Raw genomic sequence first — 13,546 nt, 5'->3', positions numbered from 1 at the left:
GTTAATCCGTTCCTTATCTGCTTTTTGATCGTTAGAATAGTGACCAACTTCATGCTATTGGACAGAAATTCATGCACATTCATATTCTTGGTATTTGTGGCACCTTTATGGGAAGCCTTGCTATTTTAGCTCGAGCAAAGGGACATAAAGTCACAGGCTCTGATGCTAATGTCTATCCACCAATGAGTACCTTATTAGAAAATCAGGGAATTGAACTGATTGAGGGATATGATCCTAAACAATTAGAACCTGCTCCTGATATGGTGATTATTGGTAATGCAATGACGCGAGGAAATCCTTGTGTTGAAGCTGTACTTGAAAAAGGTTTGCCTTATACTTCAGGCCCTCAATGGTTACATGATTATATTTTACCGGAACGTTGGGTATTAGCGGTTGCAGGAACCCATGGCAAAACAACAACTGCAGGTATGTTAGCTTGGGTTTTAGAAGATTGTGGTTATAAGCCGGGTTTTTTAATTGGTGGTGTGCCCGGTAATTTCAAAGTTTCAGCGCAATTAGGTGAAAGTCCTTTCTTTGTGATTGAAGCCGACGAGTATGATAGTGCTTTCTTTGATAAGCGTTCCAAATTTGTGCATTACTCGCCTCGTACACTGATTTTAAATAACCTTGAATTTGATCATGCCGATATTTTTGATGATTTAGCGGCAATTCAAAAACAATTCCATCATTTAGTTCGTATCGTTCCAGGCAGTGGAAAAATCATCATGCCTGACAACGATATGAATTTAAAACAGACCATTGGAATGGGATGTTGGAGTGAACAAGAATTCACGGGTGAAACAGGCGATTGGCAGGCCAAAAAGCTCACTAATGACAGTAGTCATTTTGAGGTGTTTCATAAAGGTGAACGAGTTGGAGAAGTATGTTGGGGGCTTTCTGGTGAACACAACATGCAAAATGGCTTAATGGCAATAGTTGCAGCGCACCATGTCGGTGTTTTACCCGCAGATGCTTGTGAAGCATTAGATAAGTTTGTTAATGCGCGTCGTCGCTTAGAGTTACGTGGTGAAGTTAACCAGGTCAGTATTTATGACGATTTTGCACATCATCCTACGGCAATTTTAGCAACGCTTGAAGCGTTACGCAGTAAAGTTGGTGGAACCGCGCGTATTATCGCGGTGTTAGAGCCTCGTTCAAATACCATGAAAATGGGAATTAGTAAGGATGATATCGCTCCAGCATTGGGCCGTGCTGATGAAGTCTTTTTATTCCAGCCACCGAATATTCAATGGTTAGTGAGTGATATTGCAGAGCATTGTGTACAACCCGCTCGTTGGAGTACCGATCTTGATACATTAGTGGATATGATTGCGAAAGAAGCGCAAGCGGGCGATCATATTTTAATTATGAGTAATGGTGGTTTTGGCGGGATACATGAAAAGTTGCTTAAAAAATTAGCTCAGCCTAAAGGATCAGAGAATCAATATTAATAATAAATAAAAATAAGCCACTGAATGTTTAGTGGCTTATTTTAGGACGCTAGAGAAAAACGATTATAATTCCTGATCAAACAGGTTTAGGATTGCATCTCGCAACTCTTCTGTTGAAAACCCTGGCGCTGGTGTTGAGAAAATGGTGTCATCACCTGCAATACTGCCGAGGATCCCTTCTGCTTTGCCTAATGAATCTAATAAACGTGCAATAAGTTGTGCTGCACCTGGACTTGTTCTTATCACCACAACCGAATGGTTATGGTCGATATCAAGTACCAGATTTTTTAATGGGCTACTTGCTGTCGGCACGCCAAGTTCAGTGGGTAAACAATATACCATTTCCATTTTGGCGTTTCGGGTTCTTACTGCACCAAATTTTGTTAGCATACGAGAGATTTTGGATTGATTAATATTATCAAATCCAGCCTCTTGTAATGCGGTCACAATCTCGCCTTGTGAACTGAATTTTTCTTCTTTCAGCAGGGCTTTAAACGCTTTAACCAAGTCTTCTTGCTTAGAAGGAACGCGCATAGTTCACCTTTAGTGAGTTATCAATAACCTGCGTATTATGCAGAGAAGTGAATTTTTATGCAACAAAAGACGATGAAAGTTGAGAGGTAGTCTACTGAAAATTGTAAAGTAGAATATACTGCAAAAAAATTTTATTTATCGACTTTGAATGTGATAATTTAAGAAAGTAAAATATTTGTTAAATAAATGATAAGCTTAAATGATTATCATAAGGAGATAGAGCCACTTAACATTTTACCCAATTTATTGGAATTATTTATCAAAAGAGTGCCCACTATCTCATTAACAGATAAGCAATTTGTTTAGAATAACCAAAGTATTATTTTCCACTGTAAATGCCTTATTATGCAATATTGCTGTTAAATAATTGTTTTTTAAAAGGTGTATTGCGTAATAGTGAGTCTCTCTAAGGCGTTCCACTATCTCGTAACTAAGGAGTATCAGAATGAAAGTAGCAGTTCTCGGTGCAGCGGGTGGTATTGGTCAGGCACTGGCACTTCTTCTTAAAAACCAGCTTCCTGCTGGTAGTGAACTCTCTTTATATGATATCGCTCCCGTCACACCGGGCGTCGCAGCTGACTTAAGCCATATCCCAACCCAAGTGACTGTAAAAGGTTTTGCCGGCGAAGATCCATCTCCTGCACTAAAAGGCGCTGATGTTGTTTTGATTTCTGCAGGTGTTGCTCGTAAACCAGGCATGGATCGTTCAGATCTTTTTAATGTTAACGCAGGCATTGTGCGTAATTTAATTGAAAAAGTAGCACAGAACTGCCCTAAAGCACTGATTGGTATCATAACTAACCCTGTGAATACGACAGTTGCTATTGCCGCTGAAGTACTGAAAAAAGCGGGTGTTTACGATAAAAAACGTCTTTTTGGAATTACGACACTCGATATCATTCGTGCTAATACTTTTGTTGCTGAATTAAAAGGCCAAGATCCTCAAAAAACCAATGTTCCTGTCATTGGTGGCCATTCTGGTGTCACTATTCTTCCTCTGCTTTCTCAAGTTGCTGGCGTATCATTTACAGATGATGAAGTCGCAGCACTGACAAAACGTATCCAAAATGCAGGTACTGAAGTTGTAGAAGCAAAAGCTGGTGGCGGATCAGCAACATTATCAATGGGACAAGCCGCTGCGCGTTTCGGTCTTTCATTAATTCGCGCTTTAAATGGCGAGAAAAATGTTATTGAATGTACTTATACAGAAGGTGACGGAGAATATGCCCGTTTCTTTGCCCAACCTATTCTTTTAGGTAAAAACGGTGTAGAAGAATATTTATCTATTGGTAAATTAAGTGATTTTGAAAAACAATCTCTTAATGGCATGTTAGATGTATTGAAAAAAGATATAATTCTTGGTGAAGAATTTATTAATAAATAAAGAAATACTTTTTTTGCTATAAAAATAATGCAAAATTAAATAAAAACCGCTGATATAGTATCAGCGGTTTTTTTTATTAATTATAATGTATGTAATTATTAGTTAATTATTAGTTTTGTCACGAATCTTTCGTTCAAGTAATTCTCCTGTTTCAGGATGAAAATAACGGCTTGGCCAAATTTCAGAAGGGGCGACACCAAGATAATCAGCAATGATTTTTTCTCCTTTAGGCCAAGGGCGTGACAGTGCATTAGCGAGTGTTGAAGAGCTTAACCCTGCTTGGCGAGAGATGGCAGCAAGTGTTGTTCCTCGTTTTCTAAGTGCGGCAATAATATCGGCAGGATGCCAATCAGATTTCCTTGAAATCATTTTTAATCCTTTTTCTATAAAATTAATTGCTGTGTTAGTGGTATAAATAACAGTTTATTAGAAATGTCCTAAAGCATTTAAACTGATTATTTAGAAAATAAAATAACATTATTTTTCTAAAAAGATTTCTGATTTTTTTCTTAATAATTTCTTTTTTGAAGTTGATAACAATTTTAGAGAAACATAATGAAAAAAGAGTGGTATACGGCAAAGGAATTGACGGGTATAGGTGGATTACCTAAATCACCACAAGGCGTAAATGCAAAAGCTAAACGTGAATTTTGGCAAAAACAAAAGATAAAGAATAAGCAAGGTAATGGTGTTGAATATCATTATTCTTGTTTACCAGATAAAACTTTAATTGCTCTGGAACTTTATGAACCATTAGCACATTACAAACTAAATAAAAAAGAGGAGCCACTCGTTATCTGGGTGAAAGCATTCCAACAACTAAATGATGGTGAACAAAAAACATTAACAGAGCTGATATTGCGGGATGGTATTAGAAGTTTTTTAGAAAAACTCGTCAATGATTAGGCGATTTTAAAGAATCTATTATTGCGTTATCCGCAACAGATATCTATCTGACTAACCTCTTAGTTGAATGTGAGATGAGATCATGAAAAAAGAATGGTATACAGCGAAAGAATTAGTGGGGCTTGCGGGGTTACCTAACTCACCGCAGGGAGTGAACTTGATGGCGCGTCGTGAAGGGTGGGAAAATCGCCGTAAACGTGGTGTGCAGGGGAAAGCTGTCGAGTATTCAGTGAAAAGTCTACCTGATGAGGTCATTGGCGTATTAGCCGCACATGAACCTCCCGCAGAGTATTTATCAAAGCGTCAGGATGCTTTTTTGATTTGGGTAGAAGCGTATTATCAATTAACCAAATCAGAACGTGAAAAAATTGTGAAGTTTGTGCTTCGGGAAGGGTTAGCAAAGCTCATTAGTTATATTGATGCTGATAATCAAGATGCAATCGAGCGAGAAAATGAAGAAGTGCTCAATAAATTAAAAAACCCACCAGAGTCGACATAGTCGCTCTGGCGGGCTTTTCTATACCATTAATGGGGTAGTATTATTAGGATTACGATTGACGTTGTACAGCAACGTGAGCAAGCCCAATAAGCGCTTCTTTATAAGGTGAATCAGGTATGATAGATAAAGCTTCAATTGCTTTGTCTGCTTCTTCTTCTGCTTTTTGGCGGGTATATTCCAAAGATCCACTTTGTTTCATGGTATTTAAAACGGTATCCAATAAATGGCGACCATTACCTTGCTCAATAGCTTGGCGAATTAATTGAGATTCTTCTTCATTACCATTATGCATGGCATGAAGTAATGGCAACGTAGGTTTGCCTTCATCAAGATCATCGCCAGTGTTCTTACCCAACTGACTATTGTCAGCATCATAATCAAGCAGATCGTCAATGAGCTGGAAAGCAGTACCAAGATAACGTCCATAATCTTGGAATGCTTTTTCTTGCTCAGGCGTTGCACCAGAAAGGATGGCTGACGCATGAGAAGCCGCTTCAAATAGGCGCGCTGTTTTACTGTAAATAACTTGCATATAGTCATCTTCAGAAATGTTAGGATCGTTACAATTCATTAATTGTAAGACTTCACCTTCAGCGATCACATTGGTAGCGCTAGACATTAATTTTAATACACGCATTGAATCAAGATCCGTCATCATCTGAAAAGATCGTGTATAGATAAAGTCACCAACAAGCACACTTGCTGCATTTCCAAAGACAGCATTTGCCGTTTGTTTTCCTCTGCGCATATCAGATTCATCAACAACATCATCATGTAACAACGTTGCAGTATGAATAAACTCGATAAGCGCTGCGACCGAGATATGTTTGTCACCTTGATAGTCCAACGCTCGCCCAGTGAGCACTGCGATCATTGGTCGGATCCTTTTACCTCCACCACTAATGATGTAGTAACCAAGTTGGTTTATCAAAGAAACATCTGAATTAAGCTGGTAAAGGATTGCCTCATTTACCGCAGCCATATCAGCGGATGTTAGTTTTATAATAGATTCTAAATTCATGTTTTTTCGACTTTGGCTCGCCAATGAGCGCGTTATTATTAATAAAAAATGATCATGCCATAGATTTTACTCTCTTATAATTTAGATTGTACTTTAAAAATGGCTGAAATAAATATCGCATAAAAAACTCTTTTTTTTAACGCTAGTTTGCGATCTGTGCTTGTCATCGGCACTAAATTTGCGTAGAATTCGCGCCCTATGTGAATATTTTAATTGTGCACTCAAATTATACATATTGGGAGTGTGCGGAAAGCGGAGTTTATATGTACGCGGTTTTCCAAAGTGGTGGTAAACAACACCGAGTCAGCGAAGGTCAAACTATTCGTTTAGAGAAACTTGAAGTAGCTACTGGCGAAACAATCGAGTTTGACACTGTAATGATGGTCGCTAATGGCGATGATATTCAAATTGGCGCTCCAATCCTTGCGGGCGTTAAAGTTAAAGCGGAAGTGGTTGCTCACGGTCGCGGCGAGAAAGTTAAGATTGTTAAGTTCCGTCGTCGTAAACATAGCCGTAAACAACAGGGCCACCGTCAGTGGTTTACTGATGTTAAAATCACTGGTATCGCTTAAGGTTTAGGAGAGTAGTTCAATGGCACATAAAAAGGCTGGCGGCTCGACTCGTAACGGTCGTGATTCCGAAGCAAAACGTCTGGGTGTTAAACGTTTCGGTGGTGAAGCTGTATTAGCAGGTAGCATCATCGTTCGTCAACGTGGTACTAAGTTCCATGCAGGTACTAACGTTGGTTGTGGTCGTGATCACACCCTGTTTGCATTAGCTGACGGAAAAATTAAGTTCGAAGTTAAAGGTCCAAACAACCGTAAATTTATCAGCATCGAAGCTGAATAATTACCGGTCCTTTAATCACCGAGTCAAAAGCCCTGCAAGTCTGTTGCGGGGCTTTTTATATTTAAAAAAGGCCATCTCTGGGTAATTTCGGCCATCCAGCACGTTAATGGCTACTATACGGAGTAAAATCATGAAATTTGTTGATGAGGCCAAGATCCTGATCGTCGCGGGCGATGGTGGTAACGGCTGTGTGAGCTTTCGTCGCGAAAAATATATCCCTAATGGGGGACCAGACGGTGGTGATGGTGGTGATGGTGGTGATGTCTACATGATTGCAGACGAAAACCTCAACACTCTAATTGATTACCGTTTTACAAAATCTTATCGCGCAGAACGTGGTGAAAATGGTCATAGCCGTGACTGCACCGGTAAACGTGGTCAAGACATTACAATTAGTGTTCCTGTTGGAACGCGCGTCCGTGATTTAGCCACCAATGAAATCATTGCTGACTTAACTGTTCACGGCCAAAAACAGATGGTCGCTAAAGGTGGCTTTCACGGTTTAGGTAATACTCGCTTTAAATCTTCGGTTAACCGTGCTCCACGCCAACGTACTATGGGTACTCCAGGTGAATCTCGAGAAGTTCTCTTAGAACTAATGTTATTAGCCGATGTTGGTATGTTAGGTATGCCGAATGCGGGTAAATCAACGTTTATTCGTGCAGTATCAGCGGCAAAACCTAAAGTTGCCGATTATCCTTTTACCACCTTAGTACCGAGTTTAGGTGTAGTACGTATGGATAATCATCAAAGCTTTGTCGTTGCTGATATTCCTGGATTAATCGAAGGCGCTGCTGATGGTGCAGGTCTTGGGATCCAATTCTTAAAACACTTAGAACGCTGCCGTGTGTTATTGCACTTGATCGATATCGATCCTATTGATGGATCAGATCCTGTTGAGAACGCACAAATTATTGTCTCTGAATTAGAGAAGTACAGCGAAAAATTGGCACAAAAACCACGTTGGTTAGTGTTCAATAAAGTGGATCTTCTTGACGAAGAAGAAGCCAAAGAGAAGGCAAAAGCGATTGTTGAAGCACTGGGTTGGGATGAAAACTATTATATGATAGCCGCCATCAACCAAGAGGGTGTGAAAAAACTTTGCTGGAACATCATGGAATTCCTGAACGTAACGCCACGTGAACAAGATTTAGTGGCGACAGTTGCAGAGCCTGGAAAAGTTGACTTTATGTGGGATGATTACCACAAAGAACAGCTTGAAAATCCTGACTTTGAAGAAGATGACGATGATGATTGGGATGAAGAAGATGATGATGGTATAGAGTTTATCTACCAACGTTAATTATCATCCTTATCATGAAAAAATAAAAAACGCCTGATTAATCAGGCGTTTTCTTTTTATCTAGATATCGTAACTTTAACGGTTATTGTACATATCTTTATACAGGTTAGTTTCAAAACGTACTAAATAGGCGCGCCCTGCATTACGATTTTGCGTTGGAGGCGAATATGCTGAGACATACTGAACAAAAGCAACTTTTTGTCCATTAGCTGTCGTCATAAAGCCTGCAAGATTATAAACCCCTTTTAGTGACCCCGTTTTGGCAGAAACTTTGCCATCTACACCCGCTTCATGAAAACCACCACGGTATTGTAATGTTCCATCGTGCCCAGAAAGGGGAAGCATGGTAATAAAGTTGAGTTCACTTTCATGTTGGCCAATATATTGAAGGACTTGCATCATTGTTGCAGGTGAAATGAGGTTATGGCGAGAAAGACCTGAACCATCAACCATAACTGTATTGCCTAAGTCAATTCCTGCTTTTTGTTTTAAAATCGCACGAGTTGCTTCTGCGCCTGAACGCCACGTTCCGGCAACACCATAATATTCACGTCCAATGGTTCTAAATACAGTGTCTGCAATCATATTGTCAGACTCTTTTAACATTGTAGTAAGCAAGTTATGTAAGGGCTTAGATTGTGTTTGCGCTAATACAGTAACAGGTGCTTTAACGTAAGAACGACGTTTTATATAGCCATCAAGTTCAATATTGGCTCTTTGTAACTCTTCTTTTAAAATTGTACCTGCCCAATGCGCGCCGTCTTGAATAGAAAACATTAAAGGCACTGCATCGTCACGTTTAGGTATACACCCTGTTATTACATAGGTATTTAAATCACGGACAGTGACATCTAATTCGCAAAAACGAGTACGTGTTGAGCCTTTCTCATAAGTTTCAACTTCGCTTAAAACGGTAACTGGGTAAAACGAAGCTTTGCGTATTGTTGCAATATCGCCATCTTTATTGCCACTTTGCAATAAGACGGAAAAACAGTTTTTATCAACAATTGCGGCACTAGGTGGTGCACTAAAACATTGAGTCATATCATTCCAAACCCAACCTGGTGCTTTGTCATGACTCGAAAAAGCAGAAGTATCAATCAGCAAATCGCCATGGACTTTAGTGACTCCGGATTGTTTTAATACAGCGACCATTCCTCTTAACTGTTGGCGAGTTAAAGTTGGATCACCGCTGAAACGAAAGATCAAATCTCCATTAAGTTGATCATTTTTTATTTTGCCTTCCGTCTCCATTGTCGTGGTGAATTGGTAATCACCCCCTAATTGAAGTAATGCAGCCAAGGCTGTGACCACTTTTTGAGTACTGGCAGGAAGTGCTAATTGATCTGCATGATAATTGAGATTAGGAGAAGCTGCGCCCACAGGCTGGGTAATCAAACCTACTTGTGTTCCTTCAGGAAGAAGAGATGTATATTTTTCAACGGGTATTGCCTGGATTGAAAAACTGATGATACTTAATGTGTAAAGTATCCGTCGAAATGTTGATAATAAGCGCATAATTTCTCTGTCCGTGACTATAGCGTACTAACGTTACAGTATTGATTGCCAGAGACTAATACTAAAGGGCAATGAGGGCAAAAGTAAACGATATAACGAGTGATTACTGCATTATCAGAAAATATCTGTTTATTGATTTATAAAGAGAGATAAGGCGTGAAGCAATGCGTCTGTTGTGTTAGATTTAGTTTTAGGTCTGGGGGGCTAAGTTTGTTTCCCAACAACATGAATAAGGGAATAAACGTCTTCCCTTATTCACCGAACATATGTAGAGACAGGCCCGATTTAAGGTTGCCTGTGTCTTTTTTTGTCTTGAGAAGAGTAAATAGATCCTTTTCTCTGTGTTGTTAGTATAAAAAATCAGGATGATACCTATTTTTTATTAGGAATAGTATTGAGGTATTAACACATGAATCAGATCCCTATGACCGTTCTTGGTGCAGAAAAACTACGCGAAGAGCTGGAATATTTAAAAAGTGTTCGTCGTCCCGAAATTATTGCGGCTATTGCAGAGGCGCGTGAGCACGGAGACTTAAAAGAAAACGCAGAATATCATGCAGCAAGAGAGCAACAAGGTTTCTGTGAAGGACGAGTACAAGAAATTGAAGCAAAATTATCAAATGCTCAGGTTATTGATGTTACTAAGATGAATAACAATGGCCGTATTATTTTTGGTTCAACGGTGACATTGTTAAATGTTGAAACTGAAGAAGAGCAGACCTACCGCATCGTGGGTGATGACGAAGCAAACATTAAAGTTAACTTAATCTCTGTAAATTCACCGATTGCGCGTGGATTAATTGGTAAAGAGTTAGATGATGTTGTCGTTATCACAACACCAGGTGGACAAGTTGAGTACGAAGTTTTAAACGTAGAATATATTTAATTTATAATTTTACGTTTCTATAGAAAACTAGGCTGCTATCCTGTGGTAATATAAAAAAGGCCTTAAAAGGCCTTTTTTGCCATAGAGTTACTTATGGCATTTTTATATAAAGATACAAGTATTATTTCGGTAAAATAATCTTGCGTGCTTCTGAAGGACGATAAAGAACAAGAATTTTTCCGATTACTTGTACATTCTGAGCACCGCTTTCGCGTACAATCGCTGCCACGATCAAGTTTTTAACATCTCGATCTTCGCCTGCGATTTTGACTTTGATAAGCTCATGGTGTGCCAGAGCGAGTTCAATTTCTGCAAGAACGCCTTCAGTCAACCCGTTGTTACCAATCATAACGACTGGATTCAGGTGATGAGCGAGCCCTTTCAGGTGTTGAATTTGTTTTTTGTTAAGAGTCATCATTAATTTTTGCTTTGTTGGGATTGAAAACACACTATTCTAACGCCATCTCTCACTTATCACCATAAAATGTCGTTAAGACGAGGTTAAATGAGTGAAAGAGTAAAAATTTTGATAGCTAAGTGTATGATAGTTGGAAAACGCAATGGCCAATAAGAAACGTTCTGCAAGCTCTAGTCGCTGGTTACAAGAACATTTTAGTGATAAATATGTTCAGCAAGCAAAGAAAAAAGGGTTTCGCTCTCGTGCTTGGTTTAAACTGGAAGAAATTCAGCAAAGTGACAATATCTTTAAACCAGGTATGACCGTTGTCGATTTAGGAGCAGCCCCAGGTGGGTGGTCTCAATATGTTGTACAGCAGTTAGGAAGCAAAGGTCGAATCATCGCATGTGACCTTTTACCTATGGATCCTATTGTCGGAGTCGATTTCCTTCAAGGCGATTTTCGTGATGAACTTGTGTTGAAGGCATTGCTTGATAGAGTAGGTGAAAATAAAGTCCAGGTTGTCATGTCTGACATGGCTCCAAACATGAGCGGTACACCCGCGGTCGATATCCCTCGATCCATGTATTTAGTAGAGTTAGCGCTTGATATGTGTCGTGATGTACTGGCTCCCGGGGGAAGTTTTATTGTCAAAGTGTTTCAGGGAGAAGGCTTTGATGAATACCTGGGGCAAATACGCTCCCTGTTTACGAAAGTGAAAGTTCGTAAACCAGACGCTTCGCGGTCTCGTTCTCGTGAGGTATATATTGTAGCCACAGGGCGTAAACTTTAGTACCCTAAAGCTATTTGTTAACACAGTTGTAATATGAGGTTAATCCCTTGAGTGACATGGCGAAAAACCTGATCCTCTGGCTAGTTATTGCAGTCGTTTTGATGTCATTATTCCAGAGCTTCGGACCCAGCGATTCGAATAGTCGTAAGGTGGATTACTCTACCTTTATCAATGAGTTAACTAATAACCAGTTACGCGAGGTCAGCATAAGTGGTTATGATATTAATGTAACTAAAACAGATAACTCAAAGTACAGCACGTATATGCCTATGCGTGATGACAACCTGCTGACCACTTTAATGAACCGTAATGTAAAAGTAACGGGTGAACCACTTGAAGGCCAAAGCCTTCTGACTCAAATTTTTGTGTCTTGGTTCCCAATGCTATTACTTATTGGTCTTTGGATTTTCTTTATGCGCCAAATGCAAGGTGGTGGCGGTAAAGGTGCGATGTCTTTTGGTAAAAGTAAGGCTCGCATGTTGACGGAAGACCAAATCAAAACAACCTTTGCTGATGTTGCAGGTTGTGATGAAGCAAAAGAAGAAGTAAGCGAATTAGTTGAATATTTACGTGATCCGGGTCGTTTCCAGAAATTAGGGGGCAAGATCCCTAAAGGCATTCTGATGGTGGGGCCTCCTGGTACAGGTAAAACGTTATTAGCGAAAGCGATTGCAGGCGAAGCAAAAGTTCCATTCTTCACCATTTCAGGTTCTGATTTCGTTGAAATGTTTGTGGGTGTTGGTGCTTCACGTGTTCGTGACATGTTCGAACAAGCTAAAAAAACAGCGCCTTGTATCATCTTTATTGATGAAATAGATGCCGTAGGGCGTCAGCGTGGTGCTGGTTTAGGTGGTGGTCATGATGAACGTGAGCAAACACTGAACCAAATGCTTGTTGAAATGGATGGTTTTGAAGGAAATGAAGGGATTATCGTTATTGCGGCAACTAACCGCCCTGACGTTTTAGACCCTGCATTACTCCGTCCTGGCCGTTTTGACCGTCAAGTGGTTGTAGGTTTACCTGATGTCCGTGGACGTGAGCAAATTCTTAAAGTCCATATGCGTCGCGTACCTTTATCACCAGATGTTGATCCTGCAATTTTAGCACGCGGTACACCAGGTTTCTCTGGTGCAGACTTAGCTAACTTAGTTAATGAGGCTGCTTTATTTGCTGCTCGTGGTAATAAACGTGTTGTTTCAATGGTCGAGTTTGAAAAAGCAAAAGATAAGATAATGATGGGTGCGGAACGTCGTTCGATGGTGATGACGGAAGAACAAAAAGCATCAACAGCTTATCATGAAGCCGGTCATGCGATTATTGGACGTTTAGTACCAGAACATGATCCTGTGCATAAAGTGACGATTATTCCTCGCGGGCGTGCATTAGGTGTGACTTTCTTCTTACCTGAAGGTGATCAAATCAGTGCTAGCCGTCAGAAATTAGAAAGCCAAATTTCAACACTGTATGGTGGACGCTTAGCAGAAGAGATCATTTATGGTGTTGAGCATGTTTCTACTGGTGCATCTAACGACATTAAAGTAGCAACCAATATTGCACGCAACATGGTGACACAGTGGGGTTTCTCTGAAAAATTAGGACCATTACTGTACGCAGAAGAAGACGGTGAAGTATTCTTAGGTCGTTCTGTTGCGAAAGCGCAACATATGTCTGATGAAACAGCTCGTACTATTGATGAAGAAATTAAAGCTATCGTTGATCGTAACTACGTTCGTGCTCGTCAGATCTTAATGGATAACCTTGATATTCTTCACTCAATGAAAGATGCACTGATGACTTATGAAACTATCGATGCGCCTCAAATTGATGATTTGATGAATCGTCGTGATGTTCGCCCACCTGCAGGTTGGGAAGGCAGTAATGGCAATAGTAATACAACAACTACTGCCCAGCCGACACAAACGCATGTGGCAAGTGAGCCAAAAGATAAGCCTGAGTCAGAAAGTGATGCGCCTTCTGATAAAAATACTCACTAATCCTTATTGGG

The 13,546-nt window shown here is 40.0% G+C and carries 15 protein-coding genes; 10 read left to right on the top strand and 5 right to left on the bottom strand.

Annotated elements, in window-relative coordinates:
• Positions 1–71 precede the first annotated feature (71 nt).
• A complete protein-coding gene (gene mpl, locus JEP40_RS05415; protein WP_198622760.1) occupies positions 72–1,451 on the top strand; it encodes a UDP-N-acetylmuramate:L-alanyl-gamma-D-glutamyl-meso-diaminopimelate ligase in 1,380 nt (459 codons plus the stop codon).
• Between the two features lie 63 nt (positions 1,452–1,514).
• Here mpl and argR read toward each other — a convergent pair whose 3' ends face one another.
• Positions 1,515–1,985, bottom strand: coding sequence for a transcriptional regulator ArgR (gene argR / locus JEP40_RS05410; RefSeq protein WP_006535714.1), 471 nt, complete (start codon positions 1,983–1,985; stop codon positions 1,515–1,517).
• 445 nt (positions 1,986–2,430) lie between these two features.
• Here argR and mdh point away from each other — a divergent pair, with 445 nt between their 5' ends.
• Positions 2,431–3,369, top strand: a complete 939-nt coding sequence (mdh, locus tag JEP40_RS05405) for a malate dehydrogenase (RefSeq protein WP_072069578.1) — start codon at positions 2,431–2,433, stop codon at positions 3,367–3,369.
• A gap of 102 nt (positions 3,370–3,471) precedes the next feature.
• Here mdh and JEP40_RS05400 read toward each other — a convergent pair whose 3' ends face one another.
• On the bottom strand, positions 3,472–3,738 hold the full coding sequence (locus JEP40_RS05400; RefSeq protein ID WP_072069577.1) for a helix-turn-helix domain-containing protein: 267 nt from the start codon (positions 3,736–3,738) through the stop codon (positions 3,472–3,474).
• A 186-nt stretch (positions 3,739–3,924) separates the two neighbouring features.
• Between JEP40_RS05400 and JEP40_RS05395 the strand changes: the two genes are divergently transcribed.
• Positions 3,925–4,275: a DNA-binding protein gene (locus JEP40_RS05395; RefSeq protein WP_072069576.1), complete on the top strand. Its 351-nt coding sequence runs from the start codon at positions 3,925–3,927 to the stop codon at positions 4,273–4,275.
• Positions 4,276–4,357: 82 nt separating this feature from the next.
• The gene (locus tag JEP40_RS05390) at positions 4,358–4,774 is read left to right on the top strand and encodes a DNA-binding protein (protein WP_036939375.1); all 417 of its coding nucleotides are present in this window, start codon (positions 4,358–4,360) and stop codon (positions 4,772–4,774) included.
• A 49-nt stretch (positions 4,775–4,823) separates the two neighbouring features.
• Here JEP40_RS05390 and ispB read toward each other — a convergent pair whose 3' ends face one another.
• Entirely contained in the window at positions 4,824–5,795 is a 972-nt protein-coding gene (gene ispB, locus JEP40_RS05385; protein WP_109408495.1) for an octaprenyl diphosphate synthase, read from the bottom strand.
• Positions 5,796–6,058: 263 nt separating this feature from the next.
• Here ispB and rplU point away from each other — a divergent pair, with 263 nt between their 5' ends.
• From rplU to cgtA, 3 genes are all read left to right on the top strand, one after another.
• Entirely contained in the window at positions 6,059–6,367 is a 309-nt protein-coding gene (rplU, locus tag JEP40_RS05380) for a 50S ribosomal protein L21 (protein WP_036939370.1), read from the top strand.
• A 19-nt stretch (positions 6,368–6,386) separates the two neighbouring features.
• Positions 6,387–6,644 (top strand): 50S ribosomal protein L27, encoded by a 258-nt coding sequence (rpmA, locus tag JEP40_RS05375; RefSeq protein WP_006535706.1) that lies wholly within the window; start codon positions 6,387–6,389, stop codon positions 6,642–6,644.
• 130 nt (positions 6,645–6,774) lie between these two features.
• A complete protein-coding gene (gene cgtA, locus JEP40_RS05370; protein WP_198622759.1) occupies positions 6,775–7,947 on the top strand; it encodes an Obg family GTPase CgtA in 1,173 nt (390 codons plus the stop codon).
• Between the two features lie 75 nt (positions 7,948–8,022).
• Here the strand turns inward: cgtA and dacB are convergent, their stop codons facing one another.
• Complete coding sequence (dacB, locus tag JEP40_RS05365; protein WP_198622758.1) at positions 8,023–9,465, bottom strand: serine-type D-Ala-D-Ala carboxypeptidase; 1,443 nt, start codon at positions 9,463–9,465, stop codon at positions 8,023–8,025.
• Positions 9,466–9,874: 409 nt separating this feature from the next.
• Here dacB and greA point away from each other — a divergent pair, with 409 nt between their 5' ends.
• Positions 9,875–10,351, top strand: coding sequence for a transcription elongation factor GreA (greA, locus tag JEP40_RS05360; RefSeq protein WP_198622757.1), 477 nt, complete (start codon positions 9,875–9,877; stop codon positions 10,349–10,351).
• A gap of 121 nt (positions 10,352–10,472) precedes the next feature.
• Here greA and yhbY read toward each other — a convergent pair whose 3' ends face one another.
• Positions 10,473–10,766: a ribosome assembly RNA-binding protein YhbY gene (gene yhbY, locus JEP40_RS05355; RefSeq protein WP_036914752.1), complete on the bottom strand. Its 294-nt coding sequence runs from the start codon at positions 10,764–10,766 to the stop codon at positions 10,473–10,475.
• A 145-nt stretch (positions 10,767–10,911) separates the two neighbouring features.
• Between yhbY and rlmE the strand changes: the two genes are divergently transcribed.
• A complete protein-coding gene (gene rlmE, locus JEP40_RS05350) occupies positions 10,912–11,541 on the top strand; it encodes a 23S rRNA (uridine(2552)-2'-O)-methyltransferase RlmE (RefSeq protein WP_036939360.1) in 630 nt (209 codons plus the stop codon).
• 47 nt (positions 11,542–11,588) lie between these two features.
• Entirely contained in the window at positions 11,589–13,535 is a 1,947-nt protein-coding gene (gene ftsH / locus JEP40_RS05345) for an ATP-dependent zinc metalloprotease FtsH (RefSeq protein ID WP_198622756.1), read from the top strand.
• The last annotated feature ends 11 nt before the right edge of the window (positions 13,536–13,546 follow it).

Origin of the sequence: Proteus vulgaris (assembly GCF_016239305.1) — a bacterium.
GTDB lineage: Bacteria > Pseudomonadota > Gammaproteobacteria > Enterobacterales > Enterobacteriaceae > Proteus > Proteus vulgaris_C.
The sequence above is the reverse complement of the archived record's forward strand: the minus strand, read 5'-3'. Positions and strand labels throughout refer to the sequence as shown.

Bases quoted from the DNA above. Each gene is read 5' to 3' on its own strand.
- mpl (WP_198622760.1), top strand. From the start codon at position 72: ATGCACATTCATATTCTTGGTATTTGTGGCACCTTTATGGGAAGCCTT.
- argR (WP_006535714.1), bottom strand. From the start codon at position 1,985: ATGCGCGTTCCTTCTAAGCAAGAAGACTTGGTTAAAGCGTTTAAAGCC.
- mdh (WP_072069578.1), top strand. From the start codon at position 2,431: ATGAAAGTAGCAGTTCTCGGTGCAGCGGGTGGTATTGGTCAGGCACTG.
- JEP40_RS05400 (WP_072069577.1), bottom strand. From the start codon at position 3,738: ATGATTTCAAGGAAATCTGATTGGCATCCTGCCGATATTATTGCCGCA.
- JEP40_RS05395 (WP_072069576.1), top strand. From the start codon at position 3,925: ATGAAAAAAGAGTGGTATACGGCAAAGGAATTGACGGGTATAGGTGGA.
- JEP40_RS05390 (WP_036939375.1), top strand. From the start codon at position 4,358: ATGAAAAAAGAATGGTATACAGCGAAAGAATTAGTGGGGCTTGCGGGG.
- ispB (WP_109408495.1), bottom strand. From the start codon at position 5,795: ATGAATTTAGAATCTATTATAAAACTAACATCCGCTGATATGGCTGCG.
- rplU (WP_036939370.1), top strand. From the start codon at position 6,059: ATGTACGCGGTTTTCCAAAGTGGTGGTAAACAACACCGAGTCAGCGAA.
- rpmA (WP_006535706.1), top strand. From the start codon at position 6,387: ATGGCACATAAAAAGGCTGGCGGCTCGACTCGTAACGGTCGTGATTCC.
- cgtA (WP_198622759.1), top strand. From the start codon at position 6,775: ATGAAATTTGTTGATGAGGCCAAGATCCTGATCGTCGCGGGCGATGGT.
- dacB (WP_198622758.1), bottom strand. From the start codon at position 9,465: ATGCGCTTATTATCAACATTTCGACGGATACTTTACACATTAAGTATC.
- greA (WP_198622757.1), top strand. From the start codon at position 9,875: ATGAATCAGATCCCTATGACCGTTCTTGGTGCAGAAAAACTACGCGAA.
- yhbY (WP_036914752.1), bottom strand. From the start codon at position 10,766: ATGACTCTTAACAAAAAACAAATTCAACACCTGAAAGGGCTCGCTCAT.
- rlmE (WP_036939360.1), top strand. From the start codon at position 10,912: ATGGCCAATAAGAAACGTTCTGCAAGCTCTAGTCGCTGGTTACAAGAA.